The following is an 18,021-nucleotide window of genomic DNA, read 5'->3' on the forward strand; positions in this document are numbered from 1 at the left end:
ATACTAGCCATCAGCTAGTGGGTTCCCCCATTCGGACATCTCTGGATCAGCGCTTACTTACAGCTCCCCAAAGCATTTCGTCGTTAGTCACGTCCTTCTTCGGCTTCTAGTGCCAAGGCATCCACCGTGCGCCCTTATTAACTTAACCTTATTTTTTTGATCTTCTCGATCTAAACTCATTTAATAATGACAGCGTTTCGGTTTATTTTCTTGTTACTTCTTCTACAATCTTTTCTAAAATTGTGGAATTTGATATAGATATTCAATTGTCAATGGACTATCTTGAATCTTACGATTCAATGGAGCCTAGCGGGATCGAACCGCTGACCTCCTGCGTGCAAAGCAGGCGCTCTCCCAGCTGAGCTAAGGCCCCACAAAGACCTCTCAAAACTAAATAAAGATCCCAAACGTGCTTCCATTTCCTTAGAAAGGAGGTGATCCAGCCGCACCTTCCGATACGGCTACCTTGTTACGACTTCACCCCAATCATCCATCCCACCTTAGGCGGCTGGCTCCTAATAGGTTACCTCACCGACTTCGGGTGTTACAAACTCTCGTGGTGTGACGGGCGGTGTGTACAAGGCCCGGGAACGTATTCACCGCGGCGTGCTGATCCGCGATTACTAGCGATTCCGACTTCATGTAGGCGAGTTGCAGCCTACAATCCGAACTGAGATCGGCTTTAAGAGATTAGCTGACTGTCACCAGTTCGCAACTCGTTGTACCGACCATTGTAGCACGTGTGTAGCCCAGGTCATAAGGGGCATGATGATTTGACGTCATCCCCACCTTCCTCCGGTTTATTACCGGCAGTCTCGCTAGAGTGCCCAACTTAATGATGGCAACTAACAATAGGGGTTGCGCTCGTTGCGGGACTTAACCCAACATCTCACGACACGAGCTGACGACAACCATGCACCACCTGTCTCCAGTGTTCCGAAGAAAAATCCTATCTCTAGGACGGTCACCGGGATGTCAAGACCTGGTAAGGTTCTTCGCGTTGCTTCGAATTAAACCACATGCTCCACCGCTTGTGCGGGCCCCCGTCAATTCCTTTGAGTTTCAACCTTGCGGTCGTACTCCCCAGGCGGAGTGCTTAATGCGTTAGCTGCGGCACTGAGTCCCGGAAAGGACCCAACACCTAGCACTCATCGTTTACGGCGTGGACTACCAGGGTATCTAATCCTGTTCGCTACCCACGCTTTCGAGCCTCAGTGTCAGTTACAGACCAGAGAGCCGCTTTCGCCACCGGTGTTCCTCCATATATCTACGCATTTCACCGCTACACATGGAATTCCACTCTCCCCTTCTGCACTCAAGTTTAACAGTTTCCAAAGCGTACAATGGTTGAGCCACTGCCTTTAACTTCAGACTTATTAAACCACCTGCGCTCGCTTTACGCCCAATAAATCCGGACAACGCTCGGGACCTACGTATTACCGCGGCTGCTGGCACGTAGTTAGCCGTCCCTTTCTGATAAGCTACCGTCACAGAGTAAACTTTCCACTCTTACTCCCGTTCTTCGCTTATAACAGAGCTTTACGATCCGAAAACCTTCTTCACTCACGCGGCGTTGCTCGGTCAGGGTTCCCCCCATTGCCGAAGATTCCCTACTGCTGCCTCCCGTAGGAGTCTGGGCCGTGTCTCAGTCCCAGTGTGGCCGATCACCCTCTCAGGTCGGCTATGTATCGAAGCCTTGGTAAGCCGTTACCTTACCAACTAGCTAATACAACGCAGGTCCATCTTTAAGTGGTGCACTTGCACCTTTTAAGTAGCTGACATGTGTCCGCCACTATTATGCGGTATTAGCTATCGTTTCCAATAGTTATCCCCCGCTTAAAGGTAGGTTACCTACGCGTTACTCACCCGTTCGCGACTCATTGATATCAAGTGTAGCAAGCTACGGTAGTTATCAATGCGTTCCACTTGCATGTATTAGGCACGCCGCCAGCGTTCGTCCTGAGCCAGGATCAAACTCTCATTAACTTGTTCGTTTGAACTGTACTCAGTCAGTTAACTTCTGACTTGTTCGTTTTTTATTGACAGGTTACTTACTGTAACCCGCACGTTTGGTTTCTTTATCCAGTTTTCAAAGGTCTTATCGTCTCCTAAGAGACAACTTCTTTATTTTAACAAACTCCCTAAACTTTGTCAATAACTTTTTTCAACTTTTTTGCAAAAGCTTATGACGACTATGGGGCGATTGAGAACTTTTATATATTACTATATTTCAGCGAGGCTTGTCAATAGGTTTTTTCATCTTTTTTAAAAAACCTACGTTGTAATGAAAGTTCCAAAATGAAGTCAATACTAAACTAAAATCAAAAAATAACTTATAATAGGACTATGAAACTATCAACCAAGAAGGCGAGAAAGCGCTTTAAAGATAGTCGTCGTTACAACAAAGTAAGACTAATGTATCAAGATGAAGCCGGTTTTGGGCGTATCAGTAAAATAGGGAAGGCATGAGCTCCGAAAGGGGCTCGCCCACATGTTCACAGCCACTATATTCGAGAATATCGCTATTGTTATGGTGCTGTCGATGCCCATACAGGAGACTCTTTCTTCATCATTGCTGGAGGCTGTAACACAAACTGGATGAACGAGTTCCTCAAGCAATTATCGATAGCTTATCCCCATGATTATATTTTACTCGTCATGGATAACGCCGTTTGGCATAAATCAAGGACGTTAGAGAAACCTGCCAACATTAGCTTTGAGTTCATTCCCCCTTATACACCTGAGATTAATCCAATTGAACAAGTCTGGGCTGAGATTCGCAAGAGAGGCTTTAAGAATAAAGCATTTAAAACACTTGATGACGTGGTGAACAGGCTACAAGAAGTGATTCAAGGATTAGAACGGTCAATTTTAAAAAATATCGTCAACAGACAATGGTTACAGAAAGTTAGTTTTTGATTTTTGTTGAGTATAACTAATTAAAAATACAAAAAAAGGCTCTATAATTTCTGTAGTGGGTAAATTCTCCTCGGAGATTATGGAGTCTTTTTGAATATAGCAAAAAAGTCCCATATGACTTATAATGAAAAGCAACCAAACCACTCATTAGAAAGACTCATATGGAACAACTAGATGATATCAAAGATTCGCTTGACATTAAAGATCCTAATATCACTTTTGAAAAGACATTTGACAAGTTCTTCACTCACAGAGAATATCATGCCAAGTTAGATTATAATGCCCCGCAATGCCCTGATTGTCAAGATAAAATGGCAAAGTACGACTTCCAAAAGCCATGCAAAATTCCCTATCTGGAAATGGCGGGTTGTAAAGTACTGATTCGTCTCAAAAAGCGTCGCTTCAAATGTCAAGCGTGTGGGAAAATGGCTGTCGCTAAGACCTCTCTCGTCAGAGAAAATCACCAGATTCCCAACATCATTAACCACAAAATCACCGACAAACTCATGAGTCGTGAGGCAATGACAAAAATCGCTGAAGACCTGTCTGTCTCTGTGTCAACCGTCTATCGGCAACTCAACCGCTTTGAATGCAAGACCGATTTAACCTGGTTACCTGAGAACATGTCCTGGGATGAGTATGCTTTCAAGAAGGGAAAGATGAGCTTTATTGCCCAAGATTTCGATGCTAACAAGATTATCGCTATCCTTGATGGGCGGACGCAAGCTGTCATCAGAAATCATTTCATGCGGTATTCTCACAAGGTGCGCAGTCGTGTCAAAGTCATCACCATGGATATGTTTAGTCCCTACTATGACATCGCTAAGCAACTGTTTCCTAAGGCTAAGATTGTTCTCGATAGGTTCCACATTGTTCAACATTTATCTCGTGCCATGAACCGTTTCCGTATCCAAATCATGAACCAATTTGAGCATCAATCTTACGAATATAAGGCCTTGAAACGTTACTGGAAACTCATCCAACAAGATAGTCGTAACTTAAACGATAAACGGTTTTATCGTCCAACTTTTCGCATGCACTTGACCAATCAAGAGATTGTGCAACGTCTTTTGAGCTACTCTGATGAGCTACGTCACCACTATGAACTCTTCCAATGCCTTCTCTTTCATTTCCAAGAAAAGCAGGAGAAACACTTCTTTGAACTCATTTCTGATACCATCAAACAGGTCCATCCCATCTTCAAGACCGTCTTGTCAACCTTTCTAAAAGACAAAGAGAAGATTATTAATGCTCTGAAACTACCTTATTCCAATGCCAAACTAGAGGCGACCAACAACCTTATTAAAGTCATTAAGCGAAATGCTTTTGGCTTTAGGAACTTTGAAAACTTCAAAAAACGGATTTATCTTGCTTTGAACACAACAAAAGAGAAGACCAAACTGGTCCTCTCTCGGTGTTAGCTATAAGTCAACCCACTACAGTTGACAATGAGCCAAAAACGCCTGCTTACGGAAAACTTTTGAATTAGAAGTCTTTCGTAAACAAGCGTTACCTTTACCATAATATGATGAGTGTTCCCACTGGGATCGAATCCCAGTGGTAGACCAGAGCTAGACTAAGAAGAAGTTAATCTTCCATCATCATAACACTCAACAAAATTGATAAAAATTAAACAAGTTCAATAATTGCCATTGGGGCAGCATCACCACGACGTGGTTCTGTTTTAAGAATACGAGTGTATCCACCGTTACGTTCTGCGTAACGAGGTGCTAACTCAGAGAACAATTTTTGAAGAGCAGTTGTTGATGTATATTTATCATTTGCTTCGTCATAGTTTTCTGATGCGATTTCATTACGAATAAATGCTGCTGCTTGACGACGTGCGTGTAAATCACCACGTTTACCAAGAGTAATCATTTTTTCAACGGTTTTACGGATTTCTTTAGCACGAGCTTCAGTCGTTACGATTGATTCATTGATCACAAGATCTGTAGTCAAATCACGCAACATTGCTTTACGTTGTGAGCTAGTGCGTCCTAGTTTACGGTAAGCCATGTTATCCTCCTATTTTATTTATCGTTTTTTAATCCTAAACCTAAATCAGCAAGTTTAACCTTAACTTCTTCAAGGCTCTTACGACCAAGGTTGCGGACTTTCATCATTTCAGGTTCAGTCTTTTCTGTTAAATCGTGAACAGTGTTAATTCCTGCACGTTTCAAACAATTGTAAGAGCGAACTGATAAATCTAATTCCTCAATTGTACGATCAAGAACTTTCTCATCGTTAACTGATTCAGTTTCTTTCATAACATCAGTCGCTTTAGCGACTTCAGTCAAGTCTGTAAAGAGATTTAGATGTTCAATCAAGACACGAGCAGAAAGGCCTAATGCATCCTCAGGAATGATTGTACCATTAGTCATGATTTCAATAGTCAACTTATCGAAGCCATCATTACTACCCACACGGGCAGGTTCAACTTGATAATTAACTTTTTTCACTGGAGTGTAGATAGAGTCTACAGCCAATGTGCCTACTGGTGCATCATCTTTTTTATTACCTTCTGCAGCAACATAACCGCGATTAGTAGCTACTGTCATACTAGCTTTAAAAGAAGCACCTTCGGCGATTGTAAACAGATAATGATCTGAGTTAACAATCTCAATATCGCTATCAGTTAGGATATCCCCAGCAGTAACTTCGGCAGGGCCCTGGACATCAAGCTCAATAATTTTTTCGTCTTCGACGTAAGATTTTACAGCAAGTCCTTTGACGTTAAGAATAATTTGCATTACATCTTCACGTACTCCAGGTACAGTATCAAACTCGTGAAGTACTCCATCAATCTTAATCGAGGTAACAGCAGCACCTGGAAGAGACGATAAAAGTACACGACGAAGAGAGTTACCTAAGGTTGTTCCGTATCCACGTTCAAGTGGTTCGATGACAAACTTACCATAATCTTTATTTTCATCAATTTTTGTTATTATTGGTTTTTCAAACTCAATCATTTATTTACCCCTCGAAACGAATCTGTGTACTGTATAGTTAATGATTACACACGACGACGTTTTGGAGGACGAGCACCATTATGTGGTACAGGAGTAACATCGCGGATGGCAGTCACTTCAAGACCAGCAGCAGCAAGAGCACGAATAGCCGATTCACGACCTGAACCTGGGCCTTTTACAGTAACTTCAACAGTTTTCAAACCGTGTTCTTGAGCTGATTTAGCAGCAGCTTCTGAAGCCATTTGTGCGGCAAACGGAGTAGATTTACGAGAACCTTTAAATCCAAGAGCACCAGCGGATGACCAAGCAAGAGCGTTACCGTGCACATCTGTAATCATAACAATAGTGTTGTTAAATGTAGCGTGAATGTGAGCAATACCTGACTCGATATTCTTTTTCACACGACGTTTACGTGTTGGTTTAGCCAATTTATTTACCTCCTATTTTATTTTTTCTTACCTGCAATCGCAACAGCTTTACCTTTACGAGTACGAGCGTTGTTTTTGGTATTTTGTCCACGAACAGGAAGTCCGCGACGGTGACGGATACCACGGTATGAACCGATTTCCATCAAACGTTTAATGTTCAAGTTTACTTCACGACGAAGGTCACCTTCAACTTTAATTGCATCAACTTCACGACGGATAGCATCTTCTTGATCTGTTGTTAAATCTTTAACACGGATATCTTCTGATACACCAGCTGCAGCCAAGATTTTTTTAGATGTTGTTAATCCGATACCGTACACATAAGTAAGTGAAATTACTACGCGCTTATCATTTGGAATATCAACTCCAGCAATACGAGCCATTTTTTCTCCTTTCTATATTATCCTTGACGTTGTTTGTGTTTTGGATTTGTTGGACAAATTACCATAACACGTCCATTACGACGAATCACTTTACAGTGTTCGCAAATTGGTTTAACCGATGGTCTTACCTTCATGTTTTATCCCTCCAATTATTTCGATTATTTAAAGCGGTATGTGATACGTCCACGAGTTAAATCATATGGACTCATCTCTACTGTCACACGGTCACCAACTAAAATACGAATGTAATTTTTGCGGATTTTTCCAGAAACAGTCGCCAAAATTTGGTGTCCATTTTCTAATTCAACTGTAAACATCGCGTTAGGCATGGTTTCAACAACCTTACCTTCAATTTCAATCACGTCTTCCTTTGCCACGCAAAAGTCCCCCTCTAAATTTCGATTTGATTTCCCCTGAAAACAGAGGTAACAATTATAAGTCAGACTAAGTTATTCTATCACAACTACGTCTATATAGCAAGCAAGATTTATCAATTATTTGATATGATCAATTGCTTTTTTAACATCTTTAAACACTTGGTCGATTTCTTGATTACCTTCAATATCAGTCACAAGATTTTGCTCACGATAGTGATCTAAAATTGGCTGACCTTGTGCAATATTAACATCCAAACGACGTTTTACCGTCTCTGGTTTATCATCTTCACGTTGATAGTAATCATCTTCGTTGTAATCGTCTGCCGGTGGATTGAAAACTTTATGGAAGGTTTCTCCCGTTTCCTTGTGAATAATACGGCCACTTAAACGTTCTACCAAACTATCTGGATCGACATCAATATTGATAACACCATCAAGCGCTAATCCTAATTCTGACAATATGTTATCTAAGGCATGAGCTTGTTCGATTGTACGTGGGTAACCATCTAACAAGAAGCCATTTTCTTTAATATCCGACTCTGCCAAACGTTCTTTTACAATACCGTTTGTGACCTCATCTGGCACTAACTCACCTTTGTCAATATAAGACTTTGCTAGTTTACCCATCTCCGTTTCATTTTTCATGGCAGCACGGAACATATCGCCTGTTGAAATATGTGAAACCCCATAAGTGTCAACAATTTTAGCTGCTTGAGTTCCCTTACCTGCACCAGGTAGACCCATGATTAAAAGATGCATTTGATTCTCCTTTTAAGATAATCCTTAGAAACCATGCGTTTCTAGTAAGTTTTGTTTTCAAATAAATCTGCCTGACATAGACAGACTTATTTAAAAACAAAATAGAAGGTTGACTTTGTCAACCTGCACTCTATTTTGTATTCATAAAGCCAACATATTTCTTTTTCAATAAGTAGCCTTCTAGTTGCTTCATGCTATCAATTCCTGTTGAAATCAAGATTAGCAAGCTTGTTCCCCCTAATGCAACCGTAGATGTTAAATCAAATACTTGCTGTGCTACGATTGGAATTAGTGAGATTAAAGCTAAGAATACGGATCCAACTGTTGCTAATTTTTTTAACAGCGATGACATATAAGCTTCTGTTTCTCTACCAGGTCTGACCTTAGGGATATATGACCCATTTTTTTGTAAATTCTCAGCCGTTTTTTCAGGATTAACTTGGACAAAAGTATAGAAGAACGAGAAGAGAATAATTAACAAAGCATAGATTCCCATACCTGCAGGAGTCTGGTAAGAGAATAAACTCTGAAGTGTATTTAACCATGGAACATCATGATTGCTACTTTGGAAAAACGCTAAAATCGAGCTAGGCGCTGCCGTAATAGAACTGGCGAAAATAACGGGAATAACACCTGCGGGGTTGACCTTCAACGGAAGGTATGAACTAGTTGGAGCCCCTTGAGCGAGTTTCGTATATTGAATTGGAATTTTATATTCAGCTTGTTGAACAAATGTAGTGAAGAAAACAATTAGCAATACTGCTAAAAGTAATATTCCTACAAAAATCCAAGAGTTTGTAAGCTCACTTGCTTTTATATTAACGAAGTAATCTTCATGTATAGATGAGATTGCTCCAGGAATAGAGGCAATGATACCAGCAAAGATAATCATTGATACACCATTCCCAAAACCTTTATCAGAAATTTGTTCTCCAAGCCAGGTTACAATCACGCTTCCGGAAGTTAAGATAACACCTATAATCACATAGGTTTGCCAAGTCGGTGACGTTACAAGTTGAATACTTGACAGTGCATTAAATCCTGCTGTGATACCAATAGATTGAATAAAAGCAAGAATTAAAGAGATGTAACGCGTTGCTTGGTTTAATTTACGGCGTCCAACTTCACCTTGTTTCCCCCACTCCACAAATTGCGGAAGAATATCCATTTGTAATAATTGAACAATGATTGACGCAGTGATATAGGGACTAACACCCAAAGCGAAGACTGAGAATGAACTCATTGCATTACCAGAAACCAAGTTTAACAAGTTAAGAAATGGTAAATCTGCTAGTTGTTCCAAACTTTGTACGTTGATGCCTGGTACTGTGATATGAGTCCCTAATCGGAAGACAAAAATGATAAACAGAGTGAAAGCAATTTTTTTTCTTACATTTTTAAGTTTAAGAGCTTCTTTTAGAATTTTGAAAAACATAATGAGTTACTCCTATGATTCATGCGAACATAATGAGGGTAAAACTCATTAGATGACTTCTACAGAACCACCTTTTTCCACGATAGCTGCTTCTGCTGCTTTTGAGAATTTAGATGCTTTAACATCCAATTTCTTAGTAAGTTCACCATTAGCAAGGATTTTAACACCTGATTTTTCAGATTTAATAACGCCTGCATTTTTAAGAACTGATGGTGATACTTCTGTACCATCTTCAAAAATATTCAAAGCATCAAGACTTACAAGGGCGTATTCTTTAGCATTGATGTTAGTGAATCCGCGTTTTGGAAGACGACGGAACAATGGTGTTTGTCCACCCTCGAAACCAAGACGAACACCGCCACCGCTACGAGCTTTTTGACCTTTTTGACCGCGTCCAGATGTTTTACCATTACCAGATGATGTACCACGACCTACACGGTTACGTACTTTACGAGAACCTTCTGCAGGTTTCAATTCATGAAGTTTCATTTATTTTCTCCTTTTGTTGTACAATGCTAACGCCTTGATGAGGGAAAAGGACTCCCTATAAAGACTCGCCTATACATATTAAGATTAGGCTGGAAATGTCTCCAACCTAATACGATTATCAATTATTTTACATCTTCAACAGTTACCAAGTGAGAGATTGCAGTAACCATACCACGGATAGCTGCGTTATCTTCTTTAATAACTGATGAGTTTAATTTGCCAAGTCCAAGGGCAACAACTGTTTTACGTTGTTCTGGTTTGCGACCGATTGGAGACTTAGTCAAAGTAATTTTAATTTGAGCCATGTTATCCCCTTTCTTATGCCAAGTCAGAAACAGAAACGCCACGAAGTTCTGCAACTTCTTCAGCACGTTTAAGTTGTTTCAAACCTTCAACTGTAGCACGAACAATATTGATTGGTGTGTTTGAACCAAGTGATTTAGATGTAACATCTGCAACACCAGCTAATTCAATGACAGCACGTACAGCACCACCAGCAGCCACACCAGAACCTTCAAAGGCTGGTTTTAACAATACTTTTGCTCCACCAAAGTTAGTGAAAACTTCGTGAGGAATCGTTGTACCAGCCATAGGTACTTCAATCATATTTTTCTTAGCTGCTTCCACAGCTTTACGGATTGCTTCTGGAACCTCTTGAGATTTACCAGTACCAAATCCTACGTGACCGTTACGGTCACCGACAACAACAAGTGCAGCAAAACGCATATTGCGTCCACCTTTAACAACTTTTGTAACACGGTTGATTGCAACTACGCGCTCTTCAAGTTCTACTGCATTATCTTTAAATGCCATTATTAAGTGTCCTCCCTATTAGAATTTCAATCCGTTTTCACGAGCTGAATCAGCCAAAGCCTTAACACGTCCGTGATAGAGATATCCACCGCGGTCAAACACCACTTCAGAAATACCTTTAGCTACTGCACGTTCAGCAACAAGTTTACCGACAACAACAGCTTGCTCGGTTTTAGTACCTTTTGAAACGTCTTTATCAAGAGTTGATGCACTTGCGAGCGTTACACCCGCTACGTCATCAATTACTTGAGCGTAGATGCCTGTATTAGAACGGAAGATGTTCAAACGTGGGCGATCAGCAGTTCCAGAGAGTTTTCCGCGAACGCGACGATGACGTTTTTGGCGGAGTTTGTTTTTATCTGGTTTCGAAATCACAATTTTCACCTCTTAATTTATGATTATTTTATCTTTAATAAAATAGTGACATAAATGCCGTATCATAAGGAAAATAACTTTCCTCATGATAACAATACATTCATTATTTACCTGTTTTACCTTCTTTACGGCGAACAAATTCACCAACGTAGCGAATACCTTTACCTTTATATGGTTCTGGTGAACGAAGGCTACGGATGTAAGCAGCTGTTTGACCAACAACTTCTTTATTGATACCTTCAACTACAATTGAAGTTGGGTTAGCAACTGTGAAAGTAATTCCTTTTGGTGCTTCAACTTCATCTTGGTGAGATTTACCGACTGAAAGAACAAGCTTAGAACCTTGAAGTTGTGCACGGTAACCAACCCCACGCATTTCAAGTTCTTTTTTGAAACCTTCAGAAACACCAACAACCATGTTGTTCAAGTTAGCACGAGTTGTACCATGGATTGTTTTCATTTCTTTTGAGTCGTTTGGACGGTGAAGTGTTACTTCAGTTCCTTCAACTTTAATTTCAATGTTTTTGTTGAACTCACGAGTAAGTTCGCCTTTAGGTCCTTTTACAGTAACAACATTGTCTTTGTTGCTGATTTCAACACCAGCAGGCAATGTGATCACTTTATTACCAATACGTGACATAGTATTTATATTCTCCTGTTAGATTGTCAAGCCACCTAGTGACTAGTTTTCACGGGGGATAAAATTGATACTCTCAAATCTTGAGACTTGCGTAAGAGCCCTGGGTAATCTAAAATCGTCAAATCTAATAGAACTATAACTAGCATAGATGTTTTTAATTTACTGACAAAGCTCTTTGTATCTTTATTTTACCAAACGTAAGCAAGCACTTCTCCACCAACGTTCTTTTGACGAGCTTCTTTATCTGTCAAAACACCTTCTGATGTTGAAATAATCGCAATTCCAAGTCCATTAAGAACTTTAGGAACATCTTCACGTTTTGAGTAAACACGAAGACCTGGTTTTGAGATACGTTTCAAGTTTGTGATAACACGTTCACCGTTTTGTCCATATTTAAGGAAAACACGAATGATACCTTGTTTATCATCTTCGATAATTTCAACGTTTTTTACAAAACCTTCACGTTTAAGGATTTCAGCAATCCCTTTTTTAATATTTGATGCAGGTACTTCAAGCACTTCGTGTTTCGCTTGGTTTGCGTTACGAATACGTGTCAAAAAGTCTGCAATTGGGTCAGTCATAACCATTTTTATATTTCTCCTCTTACTAGTAGTTTGCAAATGCACTTGCTAGTTAATGTATGGGTGATTAAGTCCTAAAAATTAAAGCTGGGGCAAATATCTTAGTGAAAACAATAGACTTTCTAACGTTTTAAAGAAGTAAGATGACTCCACCATTTTCATACAATTTTTAATGCCCTTAGCGTCATAATTTTACCAAGAAGCTTTTGTCACACCAGGAATTTGACCTTTATATGCCAATTCACGGAAGCAAACACGGCAAAGTTGGAATTTGCGGTAAACTGAATGTGGGCGTCCACACTTTTCGCAACGAGTGTAAGCTTGCGTAGAGAACTTCGCAGGGCGTTTGTTCTTAGCAATCATAGATTTTTTAGCCAATTTATTTACCTCCTAAATTATTTTGCAAAAGGCATACCAAGGCCTTTAAGCAATTCGCGACCTTCTTCGTCAGAGTTTGCAGTTGTTACGATTACGATATCCATACCACGAACTTTATCAACATCATCAAAGTTGATTTCTGGGAAGATCAATTGTTCTTTCACACCGAGTGTGTAGTTACCACGTCCATCAAATGATTTTGTTGGAACACCGTGGAAGTCACGAACACGTGGAAGTGAAACTGAAACCAATTTATCAAGGAACTCGTACATGCGTTCGCCACGAAGAGTTACTTTAGCACCGATAGCTACACCTTCACGAAGACGGAAGCCAGCGATTGATTTCTTAGCTTTAGTAATAAGTGGTTTTTGACCTGAGATAGTTGCCAATTCAGCAGCAGCTTTTTCAAGGTTTTTAGCGTTGTTTACAGCATCACCAACACCCATGTTAAGAACGATTTTCTCAACTTTAGGCACAGCCATAACTGATGAATAGTTAAATTTCTCTGTCAATGCAGGAATTACTTCGTTAGTATATTTTTCTTTTAAACGATTTGCCATTTATGCTTCTCCTTTCCTTCGTGATTAATCAAGAACTTCGCCTGATTTTTTGTTGTAACGAACTTTTTTGCCGTCAACAACTTTGTAACCAACACGTCCAGCAACACCGTTTTTGTCAAGAACTTGAACATTTGATGCGTGGATTGGTGCTTCAACTTCTACGATAGCACCTTGAGGGTTTTCGTTATTTGGACGTTGGTGTTTTTTAACAATTCCAACACCTTCAACAACAACTTTGTTTACTTTCGGAAGTGCTTTAAGAACTACAGCTTCAACGCCTTTGTCCTTACCAGCAATAACGCGAACTTTGTCGCCTTTTTTTACAAACATTTGAGTTTTTCTCCTATAATTTCTTACGCCCAAATGGGCACCCTAGGGAAACCTAGGGGACTTAGTTTGTTTTAGTTAAGATTAAAGTACTTCTGGTGCAAGTGATACAATCTTCATATAGCCACCTTCACGCAATTCACGTGCAACAGGGCCGAAGATACGAGTTCCGCGAGGCGTTTTATCATCACGGATGATTACTGCCGCATTTTCGTCAAATTTGATGTATGAACCGTCTGGACGGCGTGCACCAGATTTTGTACGAACGATAACAGCTTTGACAACATCACCTTTTTTAACAGCTCCACCTGGTGTAGCTTGTTTGACAGAAGCAACGATAACGTCACCGATGTTAGCAAATTTACGTCCTGAACCACCAAGTACTTTGATAGTCAAGATCTCACGAGCACCGCTATTATCAGCAACTTTCAAGCGAGTTTCTTGTTGAATCATTTCAATTTTCTCCTTTTAGTTTGATTAGATAATAACAGCTTCTTCCACAACTTCTACAAGACGGAAGCGTTTTGTAGCTGAGAGTGGACGAGTTTCCATGATACGAACTTTGTCGCCTTCTTTAGCAACGTTGTTTTCGTCATGTGCTTTGTATTTTTTTGAATAGTTGATACGTTTACCATAGACTGGGTGGTTACGTTTAGTTTCAACTACAACAGTGATTGTTTTATCCATCTTGTCTGACACGACACGTCCAACAAGAGTTTTACGTTGATTACGTTCCATTATAAGATTTCTCCTTTCCCAATCTATTATTTAGTTTCAGATTGCACAGTTTTAACACGTGCAATTTGTTTTTTAACTTCGTTCAAACGGGCAGTTTGATCAAGTTGACCTGCTGCAGCTTGGAAACGAAGATCAAAAAGTTCTTTTTTAAGTTCGCTTTCTTTCTTAGCAAGTTCTTCTTGAGAAAGTCCACGAAGCTCTTTAACAAAATCTTTAATTTCTTGAAGTTTCATGTGCTCTCCTTATTCTGCTTCACGTTTTACGAATTTTACTTTAACTGGTAATTTGTGGCCAGCAAGACGGAATGCTTCGCGTGCTACTTCTTCAGAAACACCAGCAATTTCGAACATTACTTTACCACGTTTAACTGGTGATACCCAACCTTCAGGAGCACCTTTACCAGATCCCATACGCACACCGATAGCTTTAGCAGTGTATGATTTGTGTGGGAAGATTTTAATCCAAACTTTACCACCACGTTTCATGTAACGCGTCATAGCGATACGGGCAGCTTCGATTTGGCGGTTTGTAATCCATGAGCTTGTAGTAGCTTGGAGACCGTATTCACCAAAGTCTACTTGTTTTCCACCTTTTGCTTCACCGCGCATTTTACCACGGAATTCACGACGGTGTTTAACACGTTTAGGTACTAACATTTGTTATTTGCCTCCTTTAGTGTTTTTACGAGCTGGAAGAACTTCCCCACGGTAGATCCAAACTTTAACACCTAGTTTACCGTAAGTAGTATCAGCTTCTTCCCAAGCATAATCGATATCCGCACGAAGTGTGTGAAGTGGAACAGTTCCTTCTGAATAACCTTCAGCACGAGCGATATCAGCACCGTTCAAACGACCAGATACTTGAGTTTTAATACCTTTTGCACCGGCACGCATTGTACGTTGGATAGCTTGTTTTTGAGCACGACGGAAAGCAACACGTTGCTCAAGTTGACGAGCAATGTTTTCACCAACAAGGTGAGCATCTAAATCTGGTGATTTGATTTCAATAATGTTGATGTGTACTTGTTTTCCAGTCAATTTGTTAAGTTGAGCACGAAGAGCGTCAACATTTGATCCACCTTTACCGATAACCATACCTGGTTTAGCAGTGTGAAGTGAAACAATAACTTTATTTACTGCACGCTCGATTTCAATAGTTGAAACTGAAGCGTCTGCCAATTCTTTGTTGATGAATTTGCGAATTTTAAGATCTTCATGAAGGTAATCCGCGTATTCTTTTTCAGCATACCATTTCGCATCCCAGTCACGGATGATTCCGACACGCATACCAATTGGATGTACTTTTTGACCCACGAGTTTACCTCCTTATTTTTCTGACACAACTACTGTGACATGAGTTGTGCGTTTGTTGATTGGTGAAGCTGATCCTTTCGCACGTGGACGGAAACGTTTCATTGTTGGTCCTTCGTTTGCGAATGTTTCAGATACTACCAAGTTAGCTTTTTCCAAACCAAAGTTGTTTTCTGCATTAGCAATGGCTGAGTTAAGCGTTTTTTCAATAACACGAGCCGCTTTGTTTGGAGTGAATTTTAAGATTGCGATTGCATCGGCTACGTTTTTGCCACGGATAGTATCCAAGACAAGACGAGTTTTACGAGGTGAAACACGAACTGTACGAGCCATTGCTTTAGCTGAAGTAATTTCTGCCATAATTAATGTTCTCCTTATCTACGTGTTTTCTTGTCGTCTGCAGCGTGACCTTTGTAAGTACGAGTTGGTGCGAATTCACCAAGTTTGTGACCTACCATGTCTTCTTGAATGTAAACAGGTACATGCTTACGTCCATCATAAACTGCGATTGTATAACCGATGAAACTTGGGAAAATCGTTGAACGACGTGACCAAGTTTTAATTACTTTTTTCTTTTCGTCATTTGCTTGAGCTTCAACTTTTTTCATCAAATGCTCATCGACGAAAGGTCCTTTTTTAAGACTACGTCCCATTGTGTAGTGTTCTCCTTTAAATGATGTACCACAACGGCTTGCCCACTTTAAGGGCTACCGAGTTGGCGGATAGTTGAATTAACTTAACTGTTTTAACTTATTTTTCGTTACGACGACGAATGATAAGTTTATCAGATTTTGCTTTCTTGTTACGAGTTTTAAGACCAAGCGCTGGTTTACCCCATGGAGTAGATGGCGCTTTACGTCCAACTGGTGCTTTACCTTCACCACCACCGTGTGGGTGATCGTTAGGGTTCATTACAGAACCACGAACTGTTGGGCGGATACCTTTCCAACGGCTACGTCCTGCTTTACCAATGTTAACAAGAGATTGTTGTTCATTACCTACAGTACCAACTGTCGCGCGACAAGTTCCAAGAACCATGCGAACTTCACCTGATTGAAGGCGAACAAGAACGTATTTGCCTTCTTGACCAAGCACTTGAGCAGATGATCCAGCTGCACGGATAAGTTCCGCACCTTTTCCTGGCTTAAGCTCAATGTTGTGGACAAACGTACCAACTGGGATATTAGCAAGTGGAAGAGCGTTTCCGACTTTAATATCTGCTTCTGGTCCAGAAACAATACGTTGACCTACTTGAAGGCCTTTAGGAGCGATGATGTAAGCTTTAACACCATCAGTGTAGTGTACAAGTGCGATGTTAGCTGTGCGGTTTGGATCATATTCGATTGTTTTTACAACAGCTTCAACATTATCTTTGTTACGTTTGAAGTCGATCACACGGTAATGACGTTTGTGACCGCCACCTTGGTGACGAACAGTGATGCGCCCGTTGTTGTTACGACCAGCTTTGTTTTTAAGAGAAACAAGCAATGATTTCTCAGGAGTGCTTGTTGTGATTTCTGCAAAATCCAAAGAAGTCATGTTACGACGGCCATTTGTCGTTGGTTTATAAACTTTAATACCCACGTTAATTCCTCCTTAGATTATTCAGCTTCAGCTGCAAACAACTCGATTGCTTTTGAATCAGCTGTAAGAGTGATGATAGCTTTCTTAGTTTTTGAAGTGAAACCTGTGTAACGACCAACACGTTTTTCTTTTGGTTTAACTGTTACAGTGTTTACACTTGCCACTTTAACACCTTCAAACGCAGCTTCAACAGCTTGTTTGATCAAAAGTTTATGTGCACGTGTATCAACTTCAAAAGTGTATTTACCTGCTTCAAGATCAAGCATTGATTTTTCAGTAATTACAGGTTTTTTGATTACGTCATACAAATTCATTATGCAAGAACCTCCTCGATTGTAGAGATTGCTTCTTTAGTAACAAGAAGTTTGTCTGCGTTTACGATATCAAGAACACTTGCAGTTGTTGCAGTTGCAACTTTAACGTTTTTAAGGTTACGAGCTGAAAGTTCAGCAAATTTGTTTCCTTCTTCAACGATAACAAGTACTTTTGAGTCGATGCTAAGTGCTGAAAGAATCTTAGCGAATTCAGCAGTTTTTGGAGCTGCAAATGAAAGAGCTTCAACAGCTACAATTTTTTCGTCAGCTACTTTAGATGAAAGAACTGATTTCAAGGCAAGGCGACGAACTTTTTGTGGAAGTTTGTATCCGTATGAGCGAGGAGTTGGTCCGAAGACAACACCACCACCACGCCATTGTGGTGAACGGATAGAACCTTGACGAGCACGTCCAGTTCCTTTTTGGCGCCATGGTTTGCGTCCGCCACCTGATACTGCTGAACGGTTTTTAACCGCGTGAGTACCCTGACGAAGGCTAGCACGTTGGCTGATAACAACATCAAAGACAACTGATTCATTTGGTTCGATACCAAAGATTGCGTCGTTAAGTTCTACTGAACTAACTTCTTTACCAGTTTGGTCAAATAATTTAACGTTTGCCATTTTAACTGTGTTCTCCTTT

General features: G+C 40.3%; 28 protein-coding genes, 1 tRNA gene, 2 rRNA genes and 1 pseudogene (1 of these 32 only partly in view). 2 read left to right on the forward strand and 30 right to left on the reverse strand.

Annotated elements, in window-relative coordinates; genetic code table 11:
• The 3 genes from A2G56_RS06630 to A2G56_RS06640 form a co-directional block, all read right to left on the reverse strand.
• Nucleotides 1-148: ribosomal RNA gene (locus A2G56_RS06630) — 23S ribosomal RNA — on the reverse strand; it reaches 2,755 nt to the left of the window's first position.
• 152 nt (nt 149-300) lie between these two features.
• A tRNA-Ala gene (locus A2G56_RS06635) sits at nt 301-373 on the reverse strand.
• 54 nt (nt 374-427) lie between these two features.
• Nucleotides 428-1,986 (reverse strand): 16S ribosomal RNA (locus A2G56_RS06640).
• Together the 16S and 23S rRNA genes with 1 tRNA gene alongside form the textbook arrangement of a ribosomal RNA operon.
• A gap of 336 nt (nt 1,987-2,322) precedes the next feature.
• On the opposite strand from A2G56_RS06640, the pseudogene A2G56_RS06645 reads away from it, so the two are divergent.
• A pseudogene (locus A2G56_RS06645) lies at nt 2,323-2,919 on the forward strand (IS630 family transposase); the annotation flags it as partial.
• Between the two features lie 161 nt (nt 2,920-3,080).
• A complete protein-coding gene (locus A2G56_RS06650) occupies nt 3,081-4,340 on the forward strand; it encodes an ISL3 family transposase (RefSeq protein WP_062710654.1) in 1,260 nt (419 codons plus the stop codon).
• A 208-nt stretch (nt 4,341-4,548) separates the two neighbouring features.
• On the opposite strand, the gene rplQ is transcribed toward A2G56_RS06650, so the two are convergent.
• From rplQ to rplD, 27 genes are all read right to left on the reverse strand, one after another.
• Nucleotides 4,549-4,935, reverse strand: coding sequence for a 50S ribosomal protein L17 (gene rplQ, locus A2G56_RS06655; RefSeq protein ID WP_062710656.1), 387 nt, complete (start codon nt 4,933-4,935; stop codon nt 4,549-4,551).
• Between the two features lie 14 nt (nt 4,936-4,949).
• Complete coding sequence (locus tag A2G56_RS06660; protein ID WP_062710659.1) at nt 4,950-5,888, reverse strand: DNA-directed RNA polymerase subunit alpha; 939 nt, start codon at nt 5,886-5,888, stop codon at nt 4,950-4,952.
• Between the two features lie 44 nt (nt 5,889-5,932).
• On the reverse strand, nt 5,933-6,316 hold the full coding sequence (gene rpsK / locus A2G56_RS06665) for a 30S ribosomal protein S11 (RefSeq protein WP_018166218.1): 384 nt from the start codon (nt 6,314-6,316) through the stop codon (nt 5,933-5,935).
• A gap of 17 nt (nt 6,317-6,333) precedes the next feature.
• Nucleotides 6,334-6,699, reverse strand: a complete 366-nt coding sequence (rpsM, locus tag A2G56_RS06670; protein ID WP_017768906.1) for a 30S ribosomal protein S13 — start codon at nt 6,697-6,699, stop codon at nt 6,334-6,336.
• A gap of 17 nt (nt 6,700-6,716) precedes the next feature.
• Nucleotides 6,717-6,833, reverse strand: coding sequence for a 50S ribosomal protein L36 (gene rpmJ, locus A2G56_RS10260; RefSeq protein ID WP_079268439.1), 117 nt, complete (start codon nt 6,831-6,833; stop codon nt 6,717-6,719).
• Nucleotides 6,834-6,857: 24 nt separating this feature from the next.
• Nucleotides 6,858-7,076 carry a translation initiation factor IF-1 gene (gene infA, locus A2G56_RS06675; RefSeq protein ID WP_001040189.1) on the reverse strand — a complete coding sequence of 73 codons (219 nt, stop codon included), beginning with the start codon at nt 7,074-7,076 and terminating at the stop codon, nt 6,858-6,860.
• 117 nt (nt 7,077-7,193) lie between these two features.
• Nucleotides 7,194-7,835, reverse strand: a complete 642-nt coding sequence (locus A2G56_RS06680) for an adenylate kinase (RefSeq protein ID WP_062710662.1) — start codon at nt 7,833-7,835, stop codon at nt 7,194-7,196.
• Between the two features lie 130 nt (nt 7,836-7,965).
• The gene (secY, locus tag A2G56_RS06685) at nt 7,966-9,270 is read right to left on the reverse strand and encodes a preprotein translocase subunit SecY (RefSeq protein WP_062710664.1); all 1,305 of its coding nucleotides are present in this window, start codon (nt 9,268-9,270) and stop codon (nt 7,966-7,968) included.
• A gap of 48 nt (nt 9,271-9,318) precedes the next feature.
• Complete coding sequence (rplO, locus tag A2G56_RS06690; protein ID WP_018380225.1) at nt 9,319-9,759, reverse strand: 50S ribosomal protein L15; 441 nt, start codon at nt 9,757-9,759, stop codon at nt 9,319-9,321.
• Between the two features lie 122 nt (nt 9,760-9,881).
• On the reverse strand, nt 9,882-10,064 hold the full coding sequence (rpmD, locus tag A2G56_RS06695) for a 50S ribosomal protein L30 (protein ID WP_003046072.1): 183 nt from the start codon (nt 10,062-10,064) through the stop codon (nt 9,882-9,884).
• A 13-nt stretch (nt 10,065-10,077) separates the two neighbouring features.
• Nucleotides 10,078-10,572 carry a 30S ribosomal protein S5 gene (gene rpsE, locus A2G56_RS06700; protein WP_062710666.1) on the reverse strand — a complete coding sequence of 165 codons (495 nt, stop codon included), beginning with the start codon at nt 10,570-10,572 and terminating at the stop codon, nt 10,078-10,080.
• Between the two features lie 18 nt (nt 10,573-10,590).
• Entirely contained in the window at nt 10,591-10,947 is a 357-nt protein-coding gene (gene rplR, locus A2G56_RS06705; RefSeq protein ID WP_029691861.1) for a 50S ribosomal protein L18, read from the reverse strand.
• A 103-nt stretch (nt 10,948-11,050) separates the two neighbouring features.
• On the reverse strand, nt 11,051-11,587 hold the full coding sequence (gene rplF / locus A2G56_RS06710; RefSeq protein ID WP_062710669.1) for a 50S ribosomal protein L6: 537 nt from the start codon (nt 11,585-11,587) through the stop codon (nt 11,051-11,053).
• A gap of 188 nt (nt 11,588-11,775) precedes the next feature.
• Nucleotides 11,776-12,174 carry a 30S ribosomal protein S8 gene (gene rpsH / locus A2G56_RS06715; RefSeq protein WP_062710671.1) on the reverse strand — a complete coding sequence of 133 codons (399 nt, stop codon included), beginning with the start codon at nt 12,172-12,174 and terminating at the stop codon, nt 11,776-11,778.
• A 186-nt stretch (nt 12,175-12,360) separates the two neighbouring features.
• Nucleotides 12,361-12,546 (reverse strand): type Z 30S ribosomal protein S14, encoded by a 186-nt coding sequence (locus A2G56_RS06720; RefSeq protein ID WP_018380222.1) that lies wholly within the window; start codon nt 12,544-12,546, stop codon nt 12,361-12,363.
• Between the two features lie 17 nt (nt 12,547-12,563).
• Complete coding sequence (gene rplE, locus A2G56_RS06725) at nt 12,564-13,106, reverse strand: 50S ribosomal protein L5 (protein WP_017768916.1); 543 nt, start codon at nt 13,104-13,106, stop codon at nt 12,564-12,566.
• A gap of 24 nt (nt 13,107-13,130) precedes the next feature.
• A complete protein-coding gene (gene rplX, locus A2G56_RS06730) occupies nt 13,131-13,436 on the reverse strand; it encodes a 50S ribosomal protein L24 (RefSeq protein WP_018380221.1) in 306 nt (101 codons plus the stop codon).
• Between the two features lie 81 nt (nt 13,437-13,517).
• Nucleotides 13,518-13,886 carry a 50S ribosomal protein L14 gene (gene rplN, locus A2G56_RS06735; RefSeq protein ID WP_017768918.1) on the reverse strand — a complete coding sequence of 123 codons (369 nt, stop codon included), beginning with the start codon at nt 13,884-13,886 and terminating at the stop codon, nt 13,518-13,520.
• A 24-nt stretch (nt 13,887-13,910) separates the two neighbouring features.
• A complete protein-coding gene (rpsQ, locus tag A2G56_RS06740) occupies nt 13,911-14,171 on the reverse strand; it encodes a 30S ribosomal protein S17 (RefSeq protein ID WP_017768919.1) in 261 nt (86 codons plus the stop codon).
• Nucleotides 14,172-14,197: 26 nt separating this feature from the next.
• Nucleotides 14,198-14,404, reverse strand: coding sequence for a 50S ribosomal protein L29 (rpmC, locus tag A2G56_RS06745; protein WP_017768920.1), 207 nt, complete (start codon nt 14,402-14,404; stop codon nt 14,198-14,200).
• A gap of 9 nt (nt 14,405-14,413) precedes the next feature.
• The gene (gene rplP / locus A2G56_RS06750) at nt 14,414-14,827 is read right to left on the reverse strand and encodes a 50S ribosomal protein L16 (protein ID WP_017768921.1); all 414 of its coding nucleotides are present in this window, start codon (nt 14,825-14,827) and stop codon (nt 14,414-14,416) included.
• 3 nt (nt 14,828-14,830) lie between these two features.
• Entirely contained in the window at nt 14,831-15,484 is a 654-nt protein-coding gene (gene rpsC / locus A2G56_RS06755; RefSeq protein WP_017768922.1) for a 30S ribosomal protein S3, read from the reverse strand.
• A 12-nt stretch (nt 15,485-15,496) separates the two neighbouring features.
• Entirely contained in the window at nt 15,497-15,841 is a 345-nt protein-coding gene (rplV, locus tag A2G56_RS06760) for a 50S ribosomal protein L22 (RefSeq protein ID WP_017768923.1), read from the reverse strand.
• Between the two features lie 14 nt (nt 15,842-15,855).
• Nucleotides 15,856-16,134 carry a 30S ribosomal protein S19 gene (gene rpsS / locus A2G56_RS06765; RefSeq protein ID WP_000533765.1) on the reverse strand — a complete coding sequence of 93 codons (279 nt, stop codon included), beginning with the start codon at nt 16,132-16,134 and terminating at the stop codon, nt 15,856-15,858.
• Between the two features lie 97 nt (nt 16,135-16,231).
• Nucleotides 16,232-17,065 (reverse strand): 50S ribosomal protein L2, encoded by an 834-nt coding sequence (gene rplB, locus A2G56_RS06770; RefSeq protein ID WP_062710673.1) that lies wholly within the window; start codon nt 17,063-17,065, stop codon nt 16,232-16,234.
• 17 nt (nt 17,066-17,082) lie between these two features.
• Nucleotides 17,083-17,379 (reverse strand): 50S ribosomal protein L23, encoded by a 297-nt coding sequence (locus A2G56_RS06775; RefSeq protein ID WP_018380219.1) that lies wholly within the window; start codon nt 17,377-17,379, stop codon nt 17,083-17,085.
• Nucleotides 17,379-18,002: a 50S ribosomal protein L4 gene (gene rplD / locus A2G56_RS06780; protein WP_062710676.1), complete on the reverse strand. Its 624-nt coding sequence runs from the start codon at nt 18,000-18,002 to the stop codon at nt 17,379-17,381. The genes A2G56_RS06775 and rplD overlap by 1 nt, the downstream gene beginning before the upstream one ends.
• Nucleotides 18,003-18,021 lie beyond the last annotated feature (19 nt).

The organism is Streptococcus halotolerans (assembly GCF_001598035.1).
In the GTDB taxonomy this organism is placed as follows: domain Bacteria; phylum Bacillota; class Bacilli; order Lactobacillales; family Streptococcaceae; genus Streptococcus; species Streptococcus halotolerans.

Excerpts from the sequence above, each read along its gene's own strand:
- A2G56_RS06650 (WP_062710654.1), top strand. The coding sequence starts at position 3,081 with ATGGAACAACTAGATGATATCAAAGATTCGCTTGACATTAAAGATCCT.
- rplQ (WP_062710656.1), bottom strand. The coding sequence starts at position 4,935 with ATGGCTTACCGTAAACTAGGACGCACTAGCTCACAACGTAAAGCAATG.
- A2G56_RS06660 (WP_062710659.1), bottom strand. The coding sequence starts at position 5,888 with ATGATTGAGTTTGAAAAACCAATAATAACAAAAATTGATGAAAATAAA.
- rpsM (WP_017768906.1), bottom strand. The coding sequence starts at position 6,699 with ATGGCTCGTATTGCTGGAGTTGATATTCCAAATGATAAGCGCGTAGTA.
- rpmJ (WP_079268439.1), bottom strand. The coding sequence starts at position 6,833 with ATGAAGGTAAGACCATCGGTTAAACCAATTTGCGAACACTGTAAAGTG.
- A2G56_RS06680 (WP_062710662.1), bottom strand. The coding sequence starts at position 7,835 with ATGCATCTTTTAATCATGGGTCTACCTGGTGCAGGTAAGGGAACTCAA.
- secY (WP_062710664.1), bottom strand. The coding sequence starts at position 9,270 with ATGTTTTTCAAAATTCTAAAAGAAGCTCTTAAACTTAAAAATGTAAGA.
- rplO (WP_018380225.1), bottom strand. The coding sequence starts at position 9,759 with ATGAAACTTCATGAATTGAAACCTGCAGAAGGTTCTCGTAAAGTACGT.
- rpmD (WP_003046072.1), bottom strand. The coding sequence starts at position 10,064 with ATGGCTCAAATTAAAATTACTTTGACTAAGTCTCCAATCGGTCGCAAA.
- rpsE (WP_062710666.1), bottom strand. The coding sequence starts at position 10,572 with ATGGCATTTAAAGATAATGCAGTAGAACTTGAAGAGCGCGTAGTTGCA.
- rplF (WP_062710669.1), bottom strand. The coding sequence starts at position 11,587 with ATGTCACGTATTGGTAATAAAGTGATCACATTGCCTGCTGGTGTTGAA.
- rpsH (WP_062710671.1), bottom strand. The coding sequence starts at position 12,174 with ATGGTTATGACTGACCCAATTGCAGACTTTTTGACACGTATTCGTAAC.
- rplE (WP_017768916.1), bottom strand. The coding sequence starts at position 13,106 with ATGGCAAATCGTTTAAAAGAAAAATATACTAACGAAGTAATTCCTGCA.
- rplX (WP_018380221.1), bottom strand. The coding sequence starts at position 13,436 with ATGTTTGTAAAAAAAGGCGACAAAGTTCGCGTTATTGCTGGTAAGGAC.
- rplN (WP_017768918.1), bottom strand. The coding sequence starts at position 13,886 with ATGATTCAACAAGAAACTCGCTTGAAAGTTGCTGATAATAGCGGTGCT.
- rpsQ (WP_017768919.1), bottom strand. The coding sequence starts at position 14,171 with ATGGAACGTAATCAACGTAAAACTCTTGTTGGACGTGTCGTGTCAGAC.
- rpmC (WP_017768920.1), bottom strand. The coding sequence starts at position 14,404 with ATGAAACTTCAAGAAATTAAAGATTTTGTTAAAGAGCTTCGTGGACTT.
- rplP (WP_017768921.1), bottom strand. The coding sequence starts at position 14,827 with ATGTTAGTACCTAAACGTGTTAAACACCGTCGTGAATTCCGTGGTAAA.
- rplV (WP_017768923.1), bottom strand. The coding sequence starts at position 15,841 with ATGGCAGAAATTACTTCAGCTAAAGCAATGGCTCGTACAGTTCGTGTT.
- rpsS (WP_000533765.1), bottom strand. The coding sequence starts at position 16,134 with ATGGGACGTAGTCTTAAAAAAGGACCTTTCGTCGATGAGCATTTGATG.
- A2G56_RS06775 (WP_018380219.1), bottom strand. The coding sequence starts at position 17,379 with ATGAATTTGTATGACGTAATCAAAAAACCTGTAATTACTGAAAAATCA.
- rplD (WP_062710676.1), bottom strand. The coding sequence starts at position 18,002 with ATGGCAAACGTTAAATTATTTGACCAAACTGGTAAAGAAGTTAGTTCA.